Source organism: Streptomyces venetus (assembly GCF_039540295.1).
Classification (GTDB): Bacteria; Actinomycetota; Actinomycetes; order Streptomycetales; family Streptomycetaceae; genus Streptomyces; species Streptomyces venetus.
In genome coordinates this window covers 67,579-86,236 of record NZ_BAABET010000016.1, presented here as the reverse complement: position 1 = coordinate 86,236, position 18,658 = coordinate 67,579, and the positions used below count along the sequence as shown (strand labels likewise).

Sequence of the window (18,658 nt, the reverse complement as noted above, 5' to 3'; positions counted from 1 at the left end):
CACGGCACGGGCCGCGCCTTCGACTCCCGCAGTTCCGCACCCGCACTTGCACAGCCGACTGAGGAGAGGCCATGCCTCCGCGTACGACGGACAGCTCACCGGAGAGGCGCGACACCGACCGCCCCCACCCGGACCAGGAGCCGGGCCGGGAGCGGTCCGTACCGGACCCCGAGGCGGGTGCGGGCACGGGGGCGCGGGTGGGGCAGGCTCCGCACTCGACCGAAGATCCGGACACCGGGCAGGGTGGAGGCTCGGCTGACGGTGCGACAGGGAGTGGTGGCGCTCCCTCGGACGACACCGCCGATACCGCCGACACCGGCGACCCCGGCGTCGACCGGCGCGTCGCCGCCGTGCGGCGTGCCGCCGAGGGTGGGCGGCGGTGGCGGACTGCCCAACTGGCGGGGTGTGCCGCGCTGCTGGCCGTCGCGCTGACCGGTGGGGCCGTTGCCTTCGGGGGTGCAGGAGGCGGGACCACGGGGACCGGTGTCGATACCGTGTCGGCGGCCGGGGCCCTGACGCCCGGCGCGCTGGCCCGCGGCGATCTCGACTCGGGGATCGTGTCCCTGCAGAAGCATCTCCGGACCCAGCCCAGGGACTTCGGCAGTTGGGCCACGCTCGGGGTCGCCTACGTCGAGCAGGCCCGAACGAAGGGCGATCCCTCGCGGTACCCGCAGGCCGAACGCGCACTGAAGCGGTCCCTGGAACTGGAGCCGGACAACGACCAGGCCCTGGCCGGCCGGGCCGCCCTCGCCGCCGCGCGGCACGACTTCACCGGCGCCCTGAAGCACGCCGACCGGGCGCTGAAGCAGAACCCGTACAACGAGCGCGCCCTGTGCAGCCGGGTCGACGCGCTCGTCGAGCTCGGGCGGTACGACGACGCCGCCGAGGCCGCGCGGACCGCCGACGACCGGAGGCCCGGCGTCCCCGTCTTCACGCGGTACGCCTACGTGCACGAGCTGCGCGGCGACGTCCGCACCGCGCGTGCCGTCCTGGAACGCGCCCTGAGCCAGGCCGACTCCCCCGCCGACGTCGCGTACGTCGCCACCGCCCTCGGCCAGCTCGCCTGGAACCAGGGCGAGTACAAGACAGCCCTCGGCCACTACGCCCGTGCCCTCGCCGCCGACGAGGAGTACCTCCCGGCCCTGGAGGGCCGTGCCCGCGCCCAGGCCGCGAGCGGCGACCGGACGGCCGCCGTCGAGGGCCTTGAGCGGGTCGTCGCCCGCTTCCCGCTGCCCGGCCCGCTCGTCGCCCTCGGCGAGCTGTACGAGGACCGCGGCGCCGACGGCGACCGGGCGAAGGCCGGCGACCAGTACGCCCTCGTCGACGCCTGGACGGCCCTCGCCCGCGCGGGCGGTGTCAACGCCGACCTCGACACGGCCATGGCCGCCGCCGACCACGGCGACAAGAAGGAGGCCCTGCGCGCCGCCCGTGCCGAGTGGAACCGCCGGCACAGTGTGCACACCGCCGACGCCCTCGCCTGGGCCCTGCACGTCAACGGCCGCGACGAGGAGGCCCTGCCGTACGCCCGCCGGGCCACGGCCACCGGCTACCGCAACGCGGCCTTCCTCTACCACCGCGGCGTCATCGAGCGTGCCACCGGCGACGACCGCGAGGCGCGCACCCACCTGAAGGCCGCCCTGGAACTGAACTCCGGCTTCTCGCCCCTGGGCGCCCGCGAGGCCCGTACCGCGCTCAAGGACCTGGAGGGCACCCGGTGACCCTGCGCCGACTGTTCGCCTCCGGCGCCGCCGTCCTGACGGCCGCCTGCGCGATCGTCCTCGTGCCCGCCGGCTCGGCGAGCGCCCACCCGTTGGGCAACTTCACCGTCAACCGCTACGACGGCCTGGTCGCCGCTCCCGGCGAACTCCGCGTCCACCACGTGGAGGACCTCGCCGAGATCCCGGCCACCCAGGCCGGGCCGGACATCGAGCGGCTGGGCATCGCCATGTGGGCCCGTGAGCGGTGTGCCACCGCCGCCACGGACAGCAAGGTCACCGTCGACGGCCGTACCGCCGTCCTCACCGCCGAGCGCAGCCACGCGCGCGTGCGGCCCGGGCAGGCCGGTCTCGACACCCTCCGTGTGGAGTGCGAACTGACCGCTCCGCTCCCCTCGGACGAGGAGACCGTGGCCCTCGGCTTCCGGGGCGCCGGTGCCTCCTCCGGCCCGGGCTGGCGGGAGATCACGGCGCGCGGCGACCGTATGACGCTCGCCGCGTCGGACGTACCGGAGAAGTCGGTGTCGGCCGAACTGACCCGCTATCCCGAGGAGCTGCTCTCCTCACCGGCCGACACCGCGGCCGCCGCCCTGCGCGTGCGCCCCGGTGGCCCGGCCCTGGCGGAGAAGGAGTCGGACGCCCCCGCCGCCTCCGTGCTCCCCCGCGGCGCCGACCGCTGGACGCGCGCCCTGGACGACCTGGTCGCCCGGCACGACCTCACTGTCGGCTTCGCCGCGCTGGCCCTCCTCATCGCCGTCGTCCTCGGCGCGATGCACGCGCTCGCCCCGGGCCACGGCAAGACCATCATGGCGGCGACCGCGGCGGCCCGGGGCGGTCAGGCCCGGATGAAGGACGTCCTGCCCATGGCCGCCTCGGTGACGATCACCCACACGCTGGGCGTGGTCGCCCTGGGCCTGCTGGTCACCGCCGGCTCGGCGGCGGCCCCCTCGGTGATCGCCTGGCTCGGCGTCGCCAGCGGCATCCTGGTGACCCTGGCGGGCGCGAGCCTGCTCCGCCGCGCCCTGCGCAACCGCGCGCACACCCACGGACACGGGCACGGACACACGCACGGGCACTCCCACGGCGGCCACACGCACACCCACGACGACGACAGCCCCAGCCACAGCCACGCGCCCGACCATGACCACAAGCACGACCACGACCACAAGCACGACCATGACCACAAGCACGACCACAGCCACCACCCGCACGACCACGCCCACCCGCACTCCCACCCCCACACGATCGAGCACACCCACGGCGGCTCCACCCACTCCCATCCCGTCGCCCCCACCCTCCGCGGCACGATCCTCATGGGCTTCGCGGGCGGTCTCGTGCCCAGCCCGTCCGCCGTCGTCGTGCTGGTCGGCGCCGCCGCCCTCGGGCAGGCCTGGTTCGGTCTGCTGCTCGTCGTCGCCTACGGCGTCGGGCTGGCGCTCACCCTGACCGCCGCCGGGTACGCCGTCGTCAAGGCGGGCAGCGGGATGACCCGGCTCCTGGGCCGGCGCCCCCGCTGGACCGCCGGCCCGATGGCGGCCCTGGTGCGCCGGACCGCCCCGCTGGGGTCGGCCTTCGCCGTGGTGGTGCTCGGTGCCGGACTGGTGTTCAAGGGGGCGGCATCGGCACTGGGCTGAGTTACTTTCGAGAGAAGGCCGTGGGAATGGGACGTCGTGAGGAATTCCTGCCTCATGGGGAAAAGAGACCTCGTGGAGAGTTCGCCCGGCTGCGAATGGGGGCGCCGTGTCCGAAGAACCGGGCCATGAGCGTGTGATCGCGGGCCGCTACCGGCTCCTGGCACCGCTCGGCGAGGGCGGTATGGGGACGGTGTGGCGCGCCCGCGACGAGTTGCTGCACCGCGAGGTCGCCGTCAAGGAGGTGCGTGCCCCGGCGGGGCTGGGAACCGACGACGTGCAGCGGATGTACGCCCGGCTGGAGCGGGAGGCGTGGGCGGCGGCCCGGGTCGCCAACCGGAACGTGGTCACGGTGTACGACGTGGCGACGGACGACGGCCGGCCGTGGATCGTCATGGAACTGGTCCGGGGGCTGTCCCTGGCCGAGGTCCTGGACTCCGAGGGCCCGATGCCCCCGCAGCGTGCCGCGCACATCGGCGCCGAGGTGCTGGCCGCGCTGCGCGCCGCGCACGAGGCCGGGGTGCTGCACCGGGACGTGAAACCGGCCAACGTGCTGATCGCGAACGACGGCCGGATCGTGCTCACCGACTTCGGGATCGCCATGGTCGAGGGCAGCTCCGCGCTGACCATGACCGGGGAGGTCATCGGTTCGCCCGAGTTCCTCGCGCCGGAGCGGGCGCTCGGCCGCACGCCCGGCCCGGAGTCCGACCTGTGGTCGCTCGGTGTGCTGCTGTACGCGGCGGTCGAGGGCTACTCCCCCTTCCGTCACGACACCCCGCTGAGCACGCTGCGCGCGATCGTCGACGAGGAGCTGCCGCCGCCACAGCGGGCCGGTCCGCTGGCGCCTGTCATCGAGGGGCTGCTGCGCAAGGATCCGGCGCAGCGGCTGCCGGCCGAGCGGGCCGAGCAGGATCTGCGGGTCGTCGGCGCGGGCGGCTCGCCGCGCGCCGACTCCCCGCGGGCAGTCCCCTTCCCGCCGACGGTCGCGGGCCACCCCGAGCCCTCCCCCACGCCACCGATGCCGTTCCCGGGCGGGCCGGCACCGGCCGGCTCGGGTACGACGACGGCCACCCGTCCGGAACGCGACCGCCGGGCCGGACGGGTGCTGGTCGCGGGCGTGGCCGTGCTGGCCCTCGCGGTGGGCGGGCTGACGTACGCGTTGCTGAACCGCGGCGACGGCGGCGGGGACTCCGGAAACACCGACCGGGGCGGCGGGCTGACCACGCCGGCCGCGACCGGTACCCCGTCGCGGAACACCGAAAGCGAGAAGTCCAGCCCTTCCCCGACGCCGAGCGAGACCGAGAGCGAGAAGAGCTCTCCGCCGCCGCAGTCGGTGCGGGTGTCCCTGGAGGGCAGGCGGACGGACTACGCGGGCGAGTGTCCGCCGCCGAGCGCCCGGGCGCCCCGGTTCACGGCGACGTTCACGGTGGGCCGGCTGCCGGCCGAGGTGCGCTACCGCTGGGTCTCAAAGGACGGCTCGCTGACCGACCGGAGCTGGAAGACGTTGTCCTTCCCGGAGGGCGGCGGGCGTTCGAAGCAGGACACGGTGACCCTGACGACGAACGCGAAGACCGGGACGTTCGAGAACCAGATCAGCGTCGAGGTGCGGGAGCCGGTGCGCACGACGTCCGAGCCGGTGTCGTTCTCGGTGACGTGTGAGACGGAGACCCCGCCGGACGGGGCCTCCCCTTCTCCCTCTGACACGGATTCGGACACGGACTCCGGCTGAGCGGTCAGTCGTTGGCGTTGAACACGGGCAGATAGCCGCCGGACTGGCCGGGGGCCTTCGGGTGGTACGACTCGCCGATGTTGAGCCAGTTGACGCTGTGCAGCCAGGAGTCGCCGGAGCAGATCTCGTGGCCGGAGAAGGCGGTGCGGACGTCACCGAAGACGAATCCGTGGTCGGCGGCGCGCTTGGCGATGGCGGTGTTCAGGTGGTCGGAGGCGTCGTTGATGGCCTTGCGCTTGGTCTCGGACAGGCCGAGGCAGGCGGTGCCGAGCTGGTAGAAGCGGGGATAGCCGAGCACCACGACGCGGGCGCCGGGTGCCTTGGAGCGGATCGACGAGTAGACGCTGTCGAGCTTGCCGGGCAGCGTGGAGTCGACGTACGAGCGGGCGGTGTTGATGCGGGAGACACAGGCGCTGTCCGACTGGGTCACGCAGGTCGTCATGACGTCGGAGAATCCCGCGTCGTTGCCGCCGACGCTGACGGAGACGAGGGTGGTGGCGCTGCTCAACGGGCCGAGCTGACCGGACAGAACGTCACCCGTTCGGGCGCCCGAGCAGGCCGTGAAGTCGAACGTCGAGGGTGAGTGGGCGGTGGCCCAGAGGTAGGGGAAGGCCTTCGTGCTGCGCTTGCAGTCGCCACTGGAGCTGATGTAACTGCCGGCCCCCACTCCGGAGGAGTAGGAGTCACCGAGCGCCACATAGCCGCCAGTTGCGGCGAGTGAGGACGCCTGCGCCGTCGCCGCCCCGGTGAGGGCGGTGCCGACGGCGAGGAGGAGTGAGCTCACGAAGACGACAAGTCGGGAACGTCTCATGGAACCTCCTTTAGCAGGATCTCTGCCTTAACCGTGGTAGCAGCTACGCGTGTTGACAGGAAGTGTCCATGCCAAGTCTTTTCGGCCCTTTTCACGGCACGTGGCGCGTTCACCACGCCTCTTGTCACGCAACCGACCTCGCTTGTTGCGTGACCATGACAAATTTGTTGACGGGCGCTCAACTCCCTTGTTCTACGCCGGTAGATGGTCGACGCTTTACTCCGGCCGGGAGCGGAACGCGACGCTCCCGGTCCGTGTGCGCGAGCACGCGCACACCCCCCACATGACGCGCGCCCCACCCAGGCGCGCGCCGCCTAGAGGAGGACTCCCTCGTAATGGCACAACTGCGCAGCAAGAGACTCGGGTTCGCCGCGATCACCCTCTCGGCGACCGCCGCCCTCGTGGGCGGGCTCACCACCCTCCCCGCCCAGGCCGCTCCCGCCGAGGGCCGGGTGCTCGCCGCGGACTCACCGACCGCCGTCAAGGACAGCTACATCGTCACGCTCAAGCAGAGCGCGGGCCTGAGGGCGTCCTCGGCCGCCGGCAAGGGCCTCGTGAAGGAGTACGGAGGCACCGTCGAGAAGACCTTCGGCAAGGCGCTGAACGGCTACTCGGCCGCCCTCTCCGCCACCGAGGCCAGGCGGCTCGCCGCCGACCCGGCGGTGGCCTCCGTAGAGCAGAACCAGCGCGTCCGGCTGGCCGCCACCCAGACCAACGCCCCTTGGGGCCTGGACCGCGTCGACCAGTCCTCGCTCCCGCTCTCGGGCACCTACACCTACCCGGACAGCGCGGGCAGCGGGGTGACAGTCTACGTCATCGACACCGGGGTGCGCATCACCCACCAGCAGATCAGCGGCCGGGCCGCGCACGGCTACGACGCCGTCGACGGCGACAACGACGCCTCCGACGGCAACGGCCACGGCACCCACGTGGCCACCACGATCGCGGGCTCGACCTACGGCGTCGCCAAGAAGGCGAAGATCGTGGGCGTGCGGGTGCTGAACAACAGTGGCTCCGGCACCACGGCCGGTGTGATCGCGGGCATCGACTGGGTGACGCGGAACCACTCCGGCCCCTCGGTCGCCAACATGTCGCTCGGCGGCGGCGCCTCGGCCTCGCTGGACACGGCGGTCCGCAACTCCATAGCCAGCGGCGTCACGTACGCCGTCGCGGCGGGCAACAGCAGCACCACCGCCTCCTCGTCCTCCCCGGCCCGGGTCGCCGAGGCGATCACGGTCGGCGCCACCACCAGCACGGACGCCAAGGCGAGCTACTCCAACTACGGCTCGGCCCTGGACATCTTCGCGCCCGGCTCCTCCATCACGGCCGGCTGGAACACCAGCGACACCGCGACCAACACCATCTCCGGCACCTCGATGGCGACCCCGCACGTCGCGGGCGCGGCGGCGGTCTACCTGGCGGGCCACACCTCGTCCACCCCGGCCCAGGTCGCCGCGGCCCTGGTGAACGGCGCCGCCACCGGCAAGGTCACCAGCGCGGGTTCGGGCTCGCCGAACCGACTGCTCCAGATCGTGCAGTGACAGCAGACCCGCACCCCTGAACAAGCGTTCCCCGGAGGCCCCGATCGCCTCCGGGGAACGACTCGTTATACGACCGGAACCTTCAACCTGCGCCCCAAAACTCGCATACGGCAACGACAAAACCAACAAAAACGTGAGCGGCCGTTCCAGGTCTTGCCATACGGGTTCAATCGTCAATACCGTCATACATCTCACCCGCATCGGTCCGTCAGTACGCGGCTCCAGGGGAGGGCTCAGGACCGCGACGAACCGGCGCGGGGCGCGGTAGGGGGGTGCCGTGCTCGGTGACCGCATGTGGTGACCGGGCCGTGCCGCGCGGTCGGCTGCCGTTTTTCGCGGCCGGCCAGCTTTGCCAGCTCACCCGGCGTGCCCGAAGATCCATCTCGGCGTGCCACGGGTGAGAACCCCCCTTTCGAACCGGACTGGATCCGGACTGCCCTGGGGGGGCGGTCCACCGGACGAGAGGGACCAGACTCATGAGCTCAGTCCTGCAGCCGGCCGCGACGGAGCAGCATCCGCCGACTGCCGCCAAGTACCGACCCGTCTCCTCTCACCTGGCCATCGCGCCGCCGGTGAGCGTGGTCATCCCGGCCATGAACGAGGCGGAGAACCTGCCCTACGTCTTCAAGACCCTGCCCGACTGGATACACGAAGTGGTCCTGGTCGACGGCAACTCCACCGACGACACCATCCAGGTGGCCCGCGCGCTGTGGCCCGACGTCAAGGTCGTCGAGCAGCGCGGCAAGGGCAAGGGCGACGCCCTGATCACCGGGTTCCAGGCCTGCACCGGCGACATCATCGTGATGGTCGACGCGGACGGCTCGGCCGACGGCAACGAGATCGTGTCGTACGTGTCGGCCCTGGTCTCCGGCGCTGACTTCGCCAAGGGCTCCCGCTTCGCCAACGGCGGCGGCACCGACGACATGACCTTCATCCGCAAGCTCGGCAACTGGGCGCTGTGCACGGTCGTCAACCGCAAGTTCGGCGCCCGGTACACCGACCTGTGCTACGGGTACAACGCGTTCTGGCGGCACTGCCTCGACAAGATCGACCTCGACTGCACCGGCTTCGAGGTCGAGACCCTGATGAACATCCGGGTCGTCAAGGCCGGGCTGAGGGTGCAGGAGATACCGAGCCACGAGTACCTGCGCATCCACGGCACCAGCAACCTGCGGGCCGTGCGCGACGGACTGCGCGTCCTCCGGGTGATCCTCCAGGAGCGCTCCAACCGGCGCGCGCTGCGCCGTGCGTCCCGGTCGCCGATGCCGGCCACCCTGCGGGGAGAGGTGTCTTGAGCGGTCCCGGCATCTCCGTCGTGATCTGCGCGTACACCGAGGACCGCTGGGAGGACATCCTCGCGGCGGTCTCCTCGGTGCGGGCGCAGTCGCGGCCGGCCCTGGAGACGCTGCTGGTCGTCGACCACAACGAGACGCTCCGGGATCGGCTGGCCAAGGAGTACAAGGAGACCTCCGGCGGCGCCGTGGTGCGGGTGCTCGCTAACGCGGGCCCCCGCGGCCTGTCCGCCGGGCGCAACACCGGCATCGCGGCCGCCCGCGGCGAGGTCGTCGCCTTCCTCGACGACGACGCCGTCGCCGAGCGAGACTGGCTGCGGCACTTCGCCGAGGCGTACACCGACCCGCGCGTGATGGCGGTCGGCGGGCGCACGGAGCCGGTCTGGGCGTCCGGGCGGCGGCCCGGCTGGTTCCCCGAGGAGTTCGACTGGGTGGTGGGCTGCACCTACCGGGGCCTGCCGCGCGGCCGGGTCCGGGTGCGCAACGTGCTCGGCGGCAACGCCTCGTTCCGCCGCAGCGTCTTCGACGCGGCGGGCGGCTTCGCCACCGGCATCGGCAGGGACGGCGACAAACGCCCGCTGGGCTGCGAGGAGACGGAACTGTGCATCCGCCTCAGCCGCGCCCGGCCGGACGCGGTCCTGCTGATCGACGACCGGGCGGTGATCCACCACCGGGTGCCGGAGGCGCGCGAGCACTTCCGCTACTTCCGTACGCGCACCTACGCCGAGGGCCTGTCCAAAGCCCTGGTGGCCCGAAGTGTCGGCGCCGGCAAGGGACTGGAGTCCGAACGCCGGTACACGACCCGGGTCCTGCCCGCCGGGGTGGCCCGGGGCCTGCGGGACGCCCTGCTGGCCCGGCCGGGCGGTGCCGGGCGCGCGGGCGCGATCGTGGCCGGGGTGCTGACGGCGGCGGGAGGGTACGTCGTCGGCAGCGTCCGGGCGCGCCGGGGCGGGACGACGTTCCAGGTGCCCGAGGTGGAGGTGGCGGCCCGTGAGTGACGCGCGCGTGCCGATCCTCATGTACCACGCGGTCGCGGCCGATCCGAACGAGGCGACCCGCGCCCTGTCGGTGACCCCGCGGGCGTTCGCCGAGCAGATGGCGGTGATCGCCGGGCTGGGTCTCACCCCGGTCACCACGGCCGAACTGGCGACGTGCTGGCGCTCCGGCCGCCCGCTGCCCGAGCGGCCGGTCCTCATCACCTTCGACGACGGCTACGAGGGCGTGCACCGGCACGCCCTGCCCGCACTCGCCGAGCACGGCTTCCCGGCCACCCTGTTCGTCTCGACCGGGTGGCTCCGGGGGCCGTACGACACCGGGGGCGGCCTGGACACCATGCTGGACTGGGGCCAGGTCCGCGAGCTCGCGGCGGCGGGCGTCGAGATCGGCGGGCACAGCCACAGCCACCCGCAGCTGGACCAGGTCTCCGACGCCGCCCTGCGTTTCGAGCTGATCCACTGCAAGGAGATCGTCACGGACCAACTGGGCGCCGTGCCGGCCTCGTTCGCCTATCCCTACGGCTACTCCAGCCGCCGGGTCCGGCAGGCGGTGCGCGCGACGGGGTACGCCCAGGCCCTCGCCGTCGGCAACGGCCTCGCGCGCCGCGCGCAGGGGCCGTACGCCCTGCGGCGCGTGACGGTGCGCCGCAGTACGGACCTCGCCGAGTTCGAGCGGGTGGTGCAGGGCCGTGCGATCGCCCGTACGTTCGCCGGGGACCGTGCCCTGACCAAGGGGTACGCCGTGGTCCGCGGGGCGCGGCGGACCCGCCGGGTGGTGTCGCGCTCCGCGGCCTGACCCGCGTCCGGGCGACATGCCGCGTGCACCGGGAAACGGGGTGCACGCGGCGTCCCCGTGCCGGATCATGGCGGCTATGTCTGGAAACCCGCACGAGGCACTGCCGATCCGGCTCAACGTCGACGACTCCGACTCCCCGTCCGACGTCGTCGACGCGCTGTTCCTCGGCCGCTTCGCGACGGGCGAGCAGCCGTACTCCCACGCGGCCAACATCGACCGCGTCCGGTCCGGGGCGACGCTGATGCCGTCCGGTGCCCGGGTGCTGCGCGTCGCCCGGGACGACGACCGCAGCGCGACGCTGGCGGAGGGCGACGGCTGGACGCTGCTGGTCTCCCGCTGGAACCGGGGCGCGGACGTCACGGTGACGGCGACCAGCGCGGAGCTGGCGGAGAAGGTGCTCGACCAGGCCACGGACGGCGCGGCGGACGAGCCCGAACCGCAGCCGGACAACGTGACGATGGGCTTCTGGTACGTCTCCCCGCGCCGTGGCCCGCACCGCACGACCCGCCAGATCGCGGCGGGCACCTGGGACGAGGTCCGGCCCAACTACACCGCGCCGGTGGCGGATGCGATGGACCGCCTGATGAAGACCACCCCCGAGGACATCTCGGGCCGTCTCCTCCTCCTGCACGGCCCGCCGGGCACGGGCAAGACGTCGGCGCTGCGCACCCTGGCCCGCTCCTGGCGGGACTGGTGCCAGGTGGACTGCGTCCTCGACCCCGAGCGGCTGTTCAGCGACGTCGGCTATCTGATGGACATCGCGATCGGCGAGGAGGACTCGGCGGGCAAGGGCCGCTGGCGGCTGCTGCTCCTGGAGGACTGCGACGAACTGATCCGCGGCGAGGCCAAGCACACGGCGGGCCAGGCGCTGTCGAGGCTGCTGAACCTGACGGACGGGCTGCTCGGCCAGGGCCGCAACGTCCTGGTCGGGGTCACGACCAACGAGGACCTGGAGCGCCTGCACCCGGCCGTGGTCCGCCCCGGCCGCTGCCTCGCCCGGATCGAGGTGGGCCCGCTGACCCGGCCGGAGGCGGTGAGCTGGCTGGGCCGGGAGGAGGGCGTCGGCCGCGAGGGCGCGACACTGGCGGAGCTGTACGCGCTGCGCCGGGGCACCTCCCCGACGGCCCTGCCGGAGCCGCGCGGGGGCGTGGACGCCGGGCTGTATCTGTAGGAGGTCGGTGCTTGCCGGTGTTTTGATGGGTCTATGACCCTGTTCGTCGGCACATCCGGGTGGCAGTACAAGGACTGGCGGGACGTCCTGTACCCGTCCGGGCTGCCGATGCGGCTCTGGCTGGAGGAGTACGCGGCACACTTCGCCACCGTCGAGATCAACAACGCCTTCTACCGGTTGCCGGCCCGGGAGACCTTCGAGGACTGGCGCGGACGGGTACCGGCGGACTTCGTGGTCGCGGTCAAGGCGAGCCGCTATCTGACCCACATCAAGCGGCTCAAGGACCCCGAGGAGCCGGTGCGGCGCCTGATGAGCCATGCCGCGGGCCTCGGCGACCGCCTCGGCCCGGTCCTGCTCCAGCTGCCGCCCAACCTGCGCGCCGACCCGGGCCTCCTGGACGCCTGTCTGGCCTGCTTCCCCGCCTCGACACGGGTCGCCGTCGAGCCCCGCCACGACTCCTGGTGGACGCCGGAGGTCCGCGCGGTGCTGCGCTCCCGGCGCGCGGCCGTGTGCTGGGCCGATGTCCTGGCCCGCCCCGCGACGCCCCTGTGGCGCACCGCCGACTGGGGCTACGTCCGCTTCCACCAGGGCCGCGCCCACCCCTGGCCGCGCTACGGCCGCCGCTCCCTCGCCACCTGGCTCGACCGCATCGCCACGACCTGGCCCGACGGCGAGGACGTCCACACGTACTTCAACAACGACCCGGGCGGCGCGGCGGTGGAGGACGCGAGGACGTTCGCCCGGTTGGGGAGGTCGGCGGGCCTGGACATCACACGGACGCCGGAGCGTCTGGCGCGGGCCGGCTGAACCGGGCTTTCTTCTCCGCCGCGACGGCGCTCGCCACGACGGTGTGCGGGGGAAGGCCGTACGTCGGCTGCGGCGCCGTTGTGGCCGGTCGCGCAGTTCCCCGCGCCCCCAGGGCGACGCCCTACTCCCCGTACCCCGCCCGCAGGGCGTCCCGCACCGCGGCGAGCGCGTCGGCCTCGGTGAGTCCCAGCCGCCGGGCCCGCTCCGCATAGGCCTGGGCGGCGACCGCCAGCTCGCGATCCGCCGCCGCGCCGGCGGCGGCCACGAACGTGCCGTTGCGCCCCCGCGTCTCGATCACCCCGTCCGCCTCCAGCGCCCGGTACGCCTTGGCGACGGTGTTCGCGGCGAGGCCCAGCGTCTCGGCCAGCCCCCGTACGGTCGGCAGCCGGTACCCCACCGGCAGCTCCCCCGACCGCGCCTGCTCGGAGATCCGTGCCCGTACCTGCTCGTACGGCGGGGCACTGTCGTCGATGTCGATCCTCAAGGTCACGGGGCGATTGTCCCGTACCCCTCTGTCCCACGGAAAATGGGAGGCACCCCGGGCGCGCCCCCACGTAACGTGCGCCTCCATGACCGTGATCGTGCGCGACCTGCGACCCGAGGTCCGAGCCGACGCCGAGGGGTTCTCCACCACCCGCCGGCTCGCCCTTCCCTTCATGCTGTCCACGCCCGAGTCCGTGGTGCACACCGTGACCCACGCCCATCCGGACGCCCACTTCGGGCAGCTCGTGGCCGAGGAGGACGGCGAGATCATCGGCACGGCCCAGATCAGCGTCGCCCACGACAGCCCGGAGCCCGGCCAGGGCTCGGCCAACATCTACGTGCGCCCCGACCGCGTGCACCGCGGCGCCGGTTCGCTCCTGCTGCGCACCGCCGAGGAGCGCCTGGCCGCGCTGGGCGTCAGGAAGCTGTTCGCGTGGGTGCTGGACGAGCCGGACAACCGCGCCTTCGCCGAGCGGAAGGGCTTCCGCGCCAGCCGTTCCGCCTACTTCCTGCGTCTGGACCTGGCGGCCGGCACGCTGCCGCCCCGTCAGGACCCGCCGCCGGGCGTCGAGCTGCGCACAGCCGCCGACTACGCGGACGACCCGCGCCCGGTCTTCGAACTGGACGCGATGACGTCGGTGGACGAACCGAGCGACATCGCGGTCGAGTTCACGGACTACGAGGTCTGGCTCGAGGAGCACTGGAAGCATCCGCTCCTCGACCGTGAACTGACGACGATCGCGGTCGTCGACGGCCGCCCCGCCGCCTTCAGCGTGGCGTACACCGACGGCGGCACCCGCTACGGCACCGCCATGACCGGCACCGCCCGTGCCCACCGCGGCCGGGGCCTGGCCAAGCTCGCCAAGACCGACTCCCTGCACCGTGCCCGGGCCGCGGGGTACACGGAGGCGTTCACGGGCAACGACACCGGGAACGATCCGATGATCGCCATCAACAAGTGGCTCGGCTACGAGATCTGCGCGAAGGAGGTGCGCTATGTCCGAGAGCTCGGCTGACCGGCTGGACGTCGTCCTGCTCAAGGCGGGACGCCTGAAGATCCGCTACACCGGTGAGCTCCTGGCCGACGACGGCACCCGGGTCGCGGTGCGCGCCGCGTGGGCGGGCGACGGTGTCCGCGACTTCGGCTTCGTCCGTTTCGAGCCCGGGGACGTCTTCACGGAGTACTACTGGCGCGACCGCTGGTACGCGATCAAGGAGGTCCGCTCGGCCACCGGCGCGCTGAAGGGCTGGTACTGCGACATCACCCGCCCGGCCGTCCTCCCCCACGCTCGAACCGGGGGGACCCCCATCGGCCCTGAGCTGGTCGTGGAGGATCTCGACCTGGACCTGTGGGTGTCCGCGGACGGCACGGACGTCCGCCGCCTGGACGAGGACGAGTTCGACGACAGCGGGCTCGCGCGGACCGACCCCGAGGCGGCGGCGGCCGCGCGGTCCGCGCTCGACGAACTGGAGTCACTGGCCCGCGGGGGCGGCTTCGCCGCCCTCCTGGTCTGAGGTCCCGCTCGTCGCGACCACCGCGTACCGCTCGTCCGTCACCTCCCCGCCCCACAGCAGCGGATCGTCCGACAGCCGCTCCACGCGCACCTGTCCGGCGATCGGGGCGAGGAGCCCGGTGAGCCGCTCCGCCGGTATGCCCGTCGGCTCGGTCGTCCCCCACACGCCCTCGACCAGCACGAGCCGCCCTCCCGGCCGCAGCAGCCCGGCCCAGTGCCGCAGCACGCGGCCGGGCTCGGGCAGGGCCCACAGGACATGGCGCACGAGCACGGCGTCGAAGCGCTGCTCGCCGACCGGGGGCCGCGCCGCGTCACCGACGAGGAACACCGCGTCACGCCCGGCCAGTTTCCGCCGGGCGAGCGCCACCATCGCCGAAGAGAGGTCCACGCCCGTCACCCGGTGTCCCTGCTCGGACGCGAGGAGCGACAGACTGCCGGTGCCGCAGCCCAGATCGAGGACGTCACCCGCGCGTCCGGGCAGCCAGCCGCGCAGCCGCCCGGCCCAGGCGCGACGCACCCCGGGGTCGCGCAGCCCGTGATCCGGCTCCTCGTCGAAGGTCGCGGCCCGCGCGTCCCAGTCCATGTCGCCGCCGGTGTTCGCCGAGGTCACGTGGTCCCTGTCGTTGGCCATGCGCCCAAGAGTGACAGCCGCCACTGACAATCGAATCGTGACAGCCGCCACTGACAGAACGGCAGCGATGAGTCACCCTCCCCCGAAAGGTCTACCTCCGTGAGAACGCGGAACCCGGTAGCCCCCAAGGAGGCAGCCATGCGCCGTGTGACCGTGCAGAAGCCCCTGAAGAAGTCGGACGTCCGCCGGGTCCGCGACGAGGCCGACGAGCGCCCCGCCGGGCGCCCGGAGGTCCGCAAGGACATCGCCCGCACCTGGTGGCCGGACAGCTGAGCGTCCGGTGCCGGTCACACGACGCGTCAGAGCAACCGCTTGCGGTAATGGAGGCGCTCGTAGGGCCCGTCCCCGCGACGCTCCACGAGTGCGTAGCCGTATCTCGGGTAGATCCGCTGGTTCTCCCACATCATCGCGTTCGTGTAGAGCCTGACCTCGGGCAGACCGAGCGCACGCGCGTGTGCGTCCACGAACCGCAGCAGACGTCGCCCCACTCCCCTGCCGTGCGCGGAGGGGTGGACGGCGACGGTGTCGAGGAAGAGGTGGTCCGCGAACGCCTCGACCACGACGAGGCCGATCACGGGCTCGCCCGTCACGAACACCTTTCCCGCCGCCACGTTCGCCGCGTGGTCCTCCCTCATGGGCTGCGGCACCTGGCCGATGCGCTCGACGTAGGGGCGGAAGGCCGCGTCGATCACGTCCCTGACGACCGGTACGTCGGCTGCGCCGGCCGGCCGGATCTCCTCGTCCTCCATGCCGCGCACGCTACCTACCTGATGTCAGTCTGAGCACTTCCTTAACGCGGCCATAAGGATCTCCTCCACCCGCCCTCAGCAGGCGATTTCACGTTTTCCTGGGGCTAGCTTCGGATCACCCCACGGGAGCCGGCCCGCTCGGGCCCGGCCCTGTTCCCCGTACCGTTTCGAGGAGTTCCCGCATGCCCGCACGCCGTAAGGCAGTCGCCGTCGCCGCCCTCGGCGCCGCCCCGCTCGCCCTGACCGCGCTGACCGCCACACCGGCGGCCGCGCACGGTTCGATGGGCGACCCGGTCAGCCGGGTCTCGCAGTGCTACGCCGAGGGCCCCGAGAGCCCGAAGTCGGCCGCGTGCAAGGCGGCGGTCGCCGCGGGCGGCACGCAGGCCCTCTACGACTGGAACGGCATCCGCATCGGGGACGCGGGCGGGCGGCACCAGCAGCTCATCCCGGACGGCAAGCTGTGCAGCGCGGGCAACGCGGAGTTCAAGGGCCTCGACCTGGCCCGCGCCGACTGGCCCGCGACCTCGGTGCGGAGTGGCTCGCACACCTTCAAGTACCGCGTGACGGCCCCCCACAAGGGCACCTTCAAGGTGTACCTCACCAAGCCCGGCTACGACCCGGCCAAGCCGCTCGCCTGGAAAGACCTGGACCTGAAGAACCCGGTGGCGACGTCCACCGACCCGGCCGCCGAGGGCGGCTTCTACACCTTCTCCGGCAGCCTGCCGAAGCGCTCCGGCAAGCACCTGCTGTACGCGGTCTGGCAGCGGTCGGACAGCCCGGAGGCGTTCTACTCCTGCTCGGACGTCACCTTCGGCGGCGGTGCGGCGGGCGGGGGCGCCGCACCGGCCCCGGCCCCGTCCGCCTCCGCGCCCAGCGAGAAGCAGATCGAGGAGGGCAACGCCAAGTCGACGATCGAGCACCACGGGCACGGCGACAACGACCCCCGCACGTCCGCGGCGCCCGCCGCGGCCCCCGCCGGGGACACCCCGGACCGGCCGAAGGCGGCTGCGTCCGCCCCCAACCGGCCGAAGGCGGCCGGGACCACCGAGAGCCTCGCCGAGACCGGCGGTGACAGCAGCACCACCTACCTCGCGGCCGGTGGCGCGGCGGCGCTGGCGCTCGGCTCGTCCGCCCTGTTCCTGTCGGCCCGGCGCCGGGCGGTGAGCGGCGGCCGGCAGGGCCGCTGACCCAGGACTCGGGGCCTGTCCGGCGGCTCAGGCCGGACAGGCCCCGAAACGTTTTCTCTACACGTGTCAGCTCAGCACGTGTCGGCCTTACACGTGTCAGTCGAACGCCGACGCGCAGGTGGTGGGCGTGGCCCGCCCCGGATCCAGCGCGTTGGCCACCTCATGGAAGGCGATCCGGTCGAACAGCCCGATGGCCACGTGCTCGGACAGATCGACCGGACACAGGTCCTGGAGCAGGACGTTGCGCACATCGGGCCCGCTCAGGTACTGGCTGCGCCAGGGCGTGACCACCTCGTCGTACTTGGTGGCGATGACGGTGTAGCGCACGCCGGGCACGGTGTCGCCGCCGGCGTTGAGCCGCTTGAGGAGGTCGGAGCCGATGACCTGGTCGGCCAGGGCGGGCGTGGCCTTCGTCAACAGGTCGGCGGCGCCCGGGAAGTAGGGCAGCAGGCGGGTGAAGCCGTTCACATCGGTGCCGTGGTTGCTGGGCGCGATGCCGACCAGGGCGTTCACCTTGCCGGCGCCGTCGAGGAACCGCAGGTAGTAGCGGGACATCATGCCGCCCTGCGAGTGCCCGACGAGGTCGGTCTCGGCGGCGCCGGTCGCGGCGAGCACCCTGTCGACGAAGTCGTCCAGCTGTCCGGCGGACTTCTCGACGGGCCCGAGACCGTGGAAGAAGGGCACGCCCTCGAGTTGGCCGTAGTCGAGGGAGAAGACGCAGTAGCCGCGGTCCTTGAGGTAGGGGGCGAGGCCCAGCCAGTTGTCGACGGAGTTGCCGAGGGTGCCGTGGACCAGGACGACAGGGCGGGGATGGGCGGGGGAGGGCTTGCAGGAGTAGTCGTTCCAGCCTGCGCTCGGGGCGGCGGCCGCCGTTGCGGTGGTGGCGGGGACGGTGGCGACCGCGGCGGCCAGCAGCAGCGCGGCCAGGGGTCTGAGCACTCGTTTCCAGGGCAGCATCGAGTGATCTCCTTGCGGGTCAAGGGAGGTGCGACGGCACGACGCCCTGTGATCCGGATCACGAGGATGCTGTTCACTCGTCAAGTTACGGGCGAGTAGTCAAACTGGGAAGTTACGCGTCAGTAAAAACTTCCAGCGGTAACCGCCACCGGCCGGTCCCTCCGGCACTCCCTCACCAGGCGGGCCGGACGGGCCCGTGGGGCGCGATGCGCAGCAACTGCTCCCGCAGCACCCGCACCTCCCTCTCCCCCAGCACCGCACCCCACTCCCGTACGGCCTCGGCGGCGGCCTCCTCGGCCGCCCGCGTACAGGCCCACCCCTGCCCGGTCAGCACGACCAGCCGCGCCCGCGCGTCCTCGGGGTGTGCCCGCCGCTCGGCGTACCCCTTGCGGACCATCTCGTCGACGAGCTGACTGGCCGCCTGCTTGGTCACACCCAGGTGGACGGCGAGGTCGGTGACCGTCGCGCCGTCCGGAGCGAGCCGGGCGAAGGCGAAGCCGTGCGCGGGCCGCACCCCCTCGAAGCCGCGGGCGACCACGCCCTCGTGGATGCGCTGGGTGAGCCCGCCGGCGGCGGCGAGCAGGGCGAAGGACAGGGTCATGGCCTCGGAGTTCTGCACCCCCGCATTGAAACACCCTTGACGTGACGG

At 72.7% G+C, this 18,658-nt stretch carries 19 protein-coding genes; 13 read left to right on the top strand and 6 right to left on the bottom strand.

What is annotated here, in order from left to right; all coding sequences use genetic code 11:
* The first annotated feature begins 71 nt into the window (after positions 1–71).
* The 3 genes from ABEA82_RS37075 (at position 72) to ABEA82_RS37065 (ending at position 5,075) form a co-directional block, all read left to right on the top strand.
* Positions 72–1,718 carry a tetratricopeptide repeat protein gene (locus ABEA82_RS37075; protein ID WP_345666161.1) on the top strand — a complete coding sequence of 549 codons (1,647 nt, stop codon included), beginning with the start codon at positions 72–74 and terminating at the stop codon, positions 1,716–1,718.
* On the top strand, positions 1,715–3,349 hold the full coding sequence (locus ABEA82_RS37070; protein ID WP_345666160.1) for a nickel transporter: 1,635 nt from the start codon (positions 1,715–1,717) through the stop codon (positions 3,347–3,349). Before ABEA82_RS37075 ends, ABEA82_RS37070 begins: the two co-directional genes overlap by 4 nt.
* A 106-nt stretch (positions 3,350–3,455) precedes the next feature.
* Positions 3,456–5,075 carry a serine/threonine-protein kinase gene (locus ABEA82_RS37065; RefSeq protein ID WP_345666159.1) on the top strand — a complete coding sequence of 540 codons (1,620 nt, stop codon included), beginning with the start codon at positions 3,456–3,458 and terminating at the stop codon, positions 5,073–5,075.
* Between the two features lie 4 nt (positions 5,076–5,079).
* Here ABEA82_RS37065 and ABEA82_RS37060 read toward each other — a convergent pair whose 3' ends face one another.
* Positions 5,080–5,886: an SGNH/GDSL hydrolase family protein gene (locus ABEA82_RS37060; RefSeq protein ID WP_345666158.1), complete on the bottom strand. Its 807-nt coding sequence runs from the start codon at positions 5,884–5,886 to the stop codon at positions 5,080–5,082.
* A gap of 335 nt (positions 5,887–6,221) precedes the next feature.
* On the opposite strand from ABEA82_RS37060, the gene ABEA82_RS37055 reads away from it, so the two are divergent.
* From ABEA82_RS37055 to ABEA82_RS37030, 6 genes are all read left to right on the top strand, one after another.
* Positions 6,222–7,427 carry a S8 family peptidase gene (locus tag ABEA82_RS37055; protein ID WP_345666157.1) on the top strand — a complete coding sequence of 402 codons (1,206 nt, stop codon included), beginning with the start codon at positions 6,222–6,224 and terminating at the stop codon, positions 7,425–7,427.
* Between the two features lie 476 nt (positions 7,428–7,903).
* The gene (locus ABEA82_RS37050) at positions 7,904–8,722 is read left to right on the top strand and encodes a glycosyltransferase family 2 protein (protein ID WP_345666156.1); all 819 of its coding nucleotides are present in this window, start codon (positions 7,904–7,906) and stop codon (positions 8,720–8,722) included.
* Positions 8,719–9,717, top strand: coding sequence for a glycosyltransferase family 2 protein (locus tag ABEA82_RS37045; RefSeq protein ID WP_345666155.1), 999 nt, complete (start codon positions 8,719–8,721; stop codon positions 9,715–9,717). Before ABEA82_RS37050 ends, ABEA82_RS37045 begins: the two co-directional genes overlap by 4 nt.
* Positions 9,710–10,510, top strand: coding sequence for a polysaccharide deacetylase family protein (locus tag ABEA82_RS37040; protein WP_345666154.1), 801 nt, complete (start codon positions 9,710–9,712; stop codon positions 10,508–10,510). Before ABEA82_RS37045 ends, ABEA82_RS37040 begins: the two co-directional genes overlap by 8 nt.
* A 76-nt stretch (positions 10,511–10,586) precedes the next feature.
* Positions 10,587–11,681, top strand: coding sequence for a DUF5925 domain-containing protein (locus ABEA82_RS37035; RefSeq protein WP_345666153.1), 1,095 nt, complete (start codon positions 10,587–10,589; stop codon positions 11,679–11,681).
* A gap of 33 nt (positions 11,682–11,714) precedes the next feature.
* Positions 11,715–12,488: a DUF72 domain-containing protein gene (locus ABEA82_RS37030; RefSeq protein ID WP_345666152.1), complete on the top strand. Its 774-nt coding sequence runs from the start codon at positions 11,715–11,717 to the stop codon at positions 12,486–12,488.
* Positions 12,489–12,609: 121 nt separating this feature from the next.
* On the opposite strand, the gene ABEA82_RS37025 is transcribed toward ABEA82_RS37030, so the two are convergent.
* On the bottom strand, positions 12,610–12,978 hold the full coding sequence (locus tag ABEA82_RS37025) for a GntR family transcriptional regulator (protein WP_345666151.1): 369 nt from the start codon (positions 12,976–12,978) through the stop codon (positions 12,610–12,612).
* A gap of 79 nt (positions 12,979–13,057) precedes the next feature.
* On the opposite strand from ABEA82_RS37025, the gene ABEA82_RS37020 reads away from it, so the two are divergent.
* Positions 13,058–13,987 carry a GNAT family N-acetyltransferase gene (locus ABEA82_RS37020; protein WP_345666150.1) on the top strand — a complete coding sequence of 310 codons (930 nt, stop codon included), beginning with the start codon at positions 13,058–13,060 and terminating at the stop codon, positions 13,985–13,987.
* Positions 13,968–14,486, top strand: a complete 519-nt coding sequence (locus ABEA82_RS37015; RefSeq protein WP_345666149.1) for a ribonuclease FAU-1 family protein — start codon at positions 13,968–13,970, stop codon at positions 14,484–14,486. The genes ABEA82_RS37020 and ABEA82_RS37015 overlap by 20 nt, the downstream gene beginning before the upstream one ends.
* Here the strand turns inward: ABEA82_RS37015 and ABEA82_RS37010 are convergent.
* Complete coding sequence (locus ABEA82_RS37010; RefSeq protein WP_345666148.1) at positions 14,445–15,116, bottom strand: class I SAM-dependent methyltransferase; 672 nt, start codon at positions 15,114–15,116, stop codon at positions 14,445–14,447. The two genes, ABEA82_RS37015 and ABEA82_RS37010, sit on opposite strands and share 42 nt — an antisense overlap.
* A gap of 138 nt (positions 15,117–15,254) precedes the next feature.
* Here ABEA82_RS37010 and ABEA82_RS37005 point away from each other — a divergent pair, with 138 nt between their 5' ends.
* Positions 15,255–15,389 (top strand): hypothetical protein, encoded by a 135-nt coding sequence (locus ABEA82_RS37005; protein WP_003989224.1) that lies wholly within the window; start codon positions 15,255–15,257, stop codon positions 15,387–15,389.
* 26 nt (positions 15,390–15,415) lie between these two features.
* Here ABEA82_RS37005 and ABEA82_RS37000 read toward each other — a convergent pair whose 3' ends face one another.
* On the bottom strand, positions 15,416–15,865 hold the full coding sequence (locus ABEA82_RS37000; RefSeq protein WP_345666147.1) for a GNAT family N-acetyltransferase: 450 nt from the start codon (positions 15,863–15,865) through the stop codon (positions 15,416–15,418).
* A 182-nt stretch (positions 15,866–16,047) separates the two neighbouring features.
* Between ABEA82_RS37000 and ABEA82_RS36995 the strand changes: the two genes are divergently transcribed.
* Complete coding sequence (locus tag ABEA82_RS36995; protein WP_345666146.1) at positions 16,048–17,052, top strand: lytic polysaccharide monooxygenase auxiliary activity family 9 protein; 1,005 nt, start codon at positions 16,048–16,050, stop codon at positions 17,050–17,052.
* Between the two features lie 96 nt (positions 17,053–17,148).
* Here ABEA82_RS36995 and ABEA82_RS36990 read toward each other — a convergent pair whose 3' ends face one another.
* Complete coding sequence (locus tag ABEA82_RS36990; protein WP_345666145.1) at positions 17,149–18,009, bottom strand: esterase/lipase family protein; 861 nt, start codon at positions 18,007–18,009, stop codon at positions 17,149–17,151.
* Between the two features lie 172 nt (positions 18,010–18,181).
* Complete coding sequence (locus tag ABEA82_RS36985; protein ID WP_345666144.1) at positions 18,182–18,628, bottom strand: MarR family winged helix-turn-helix transcriptional regulator; 447 nt, start codon at positions 18,626–18,628, stop codon at positions 18,182–18,184.
* Positions 18,629–18,658 lie beyond the last annotated feature (30 nt).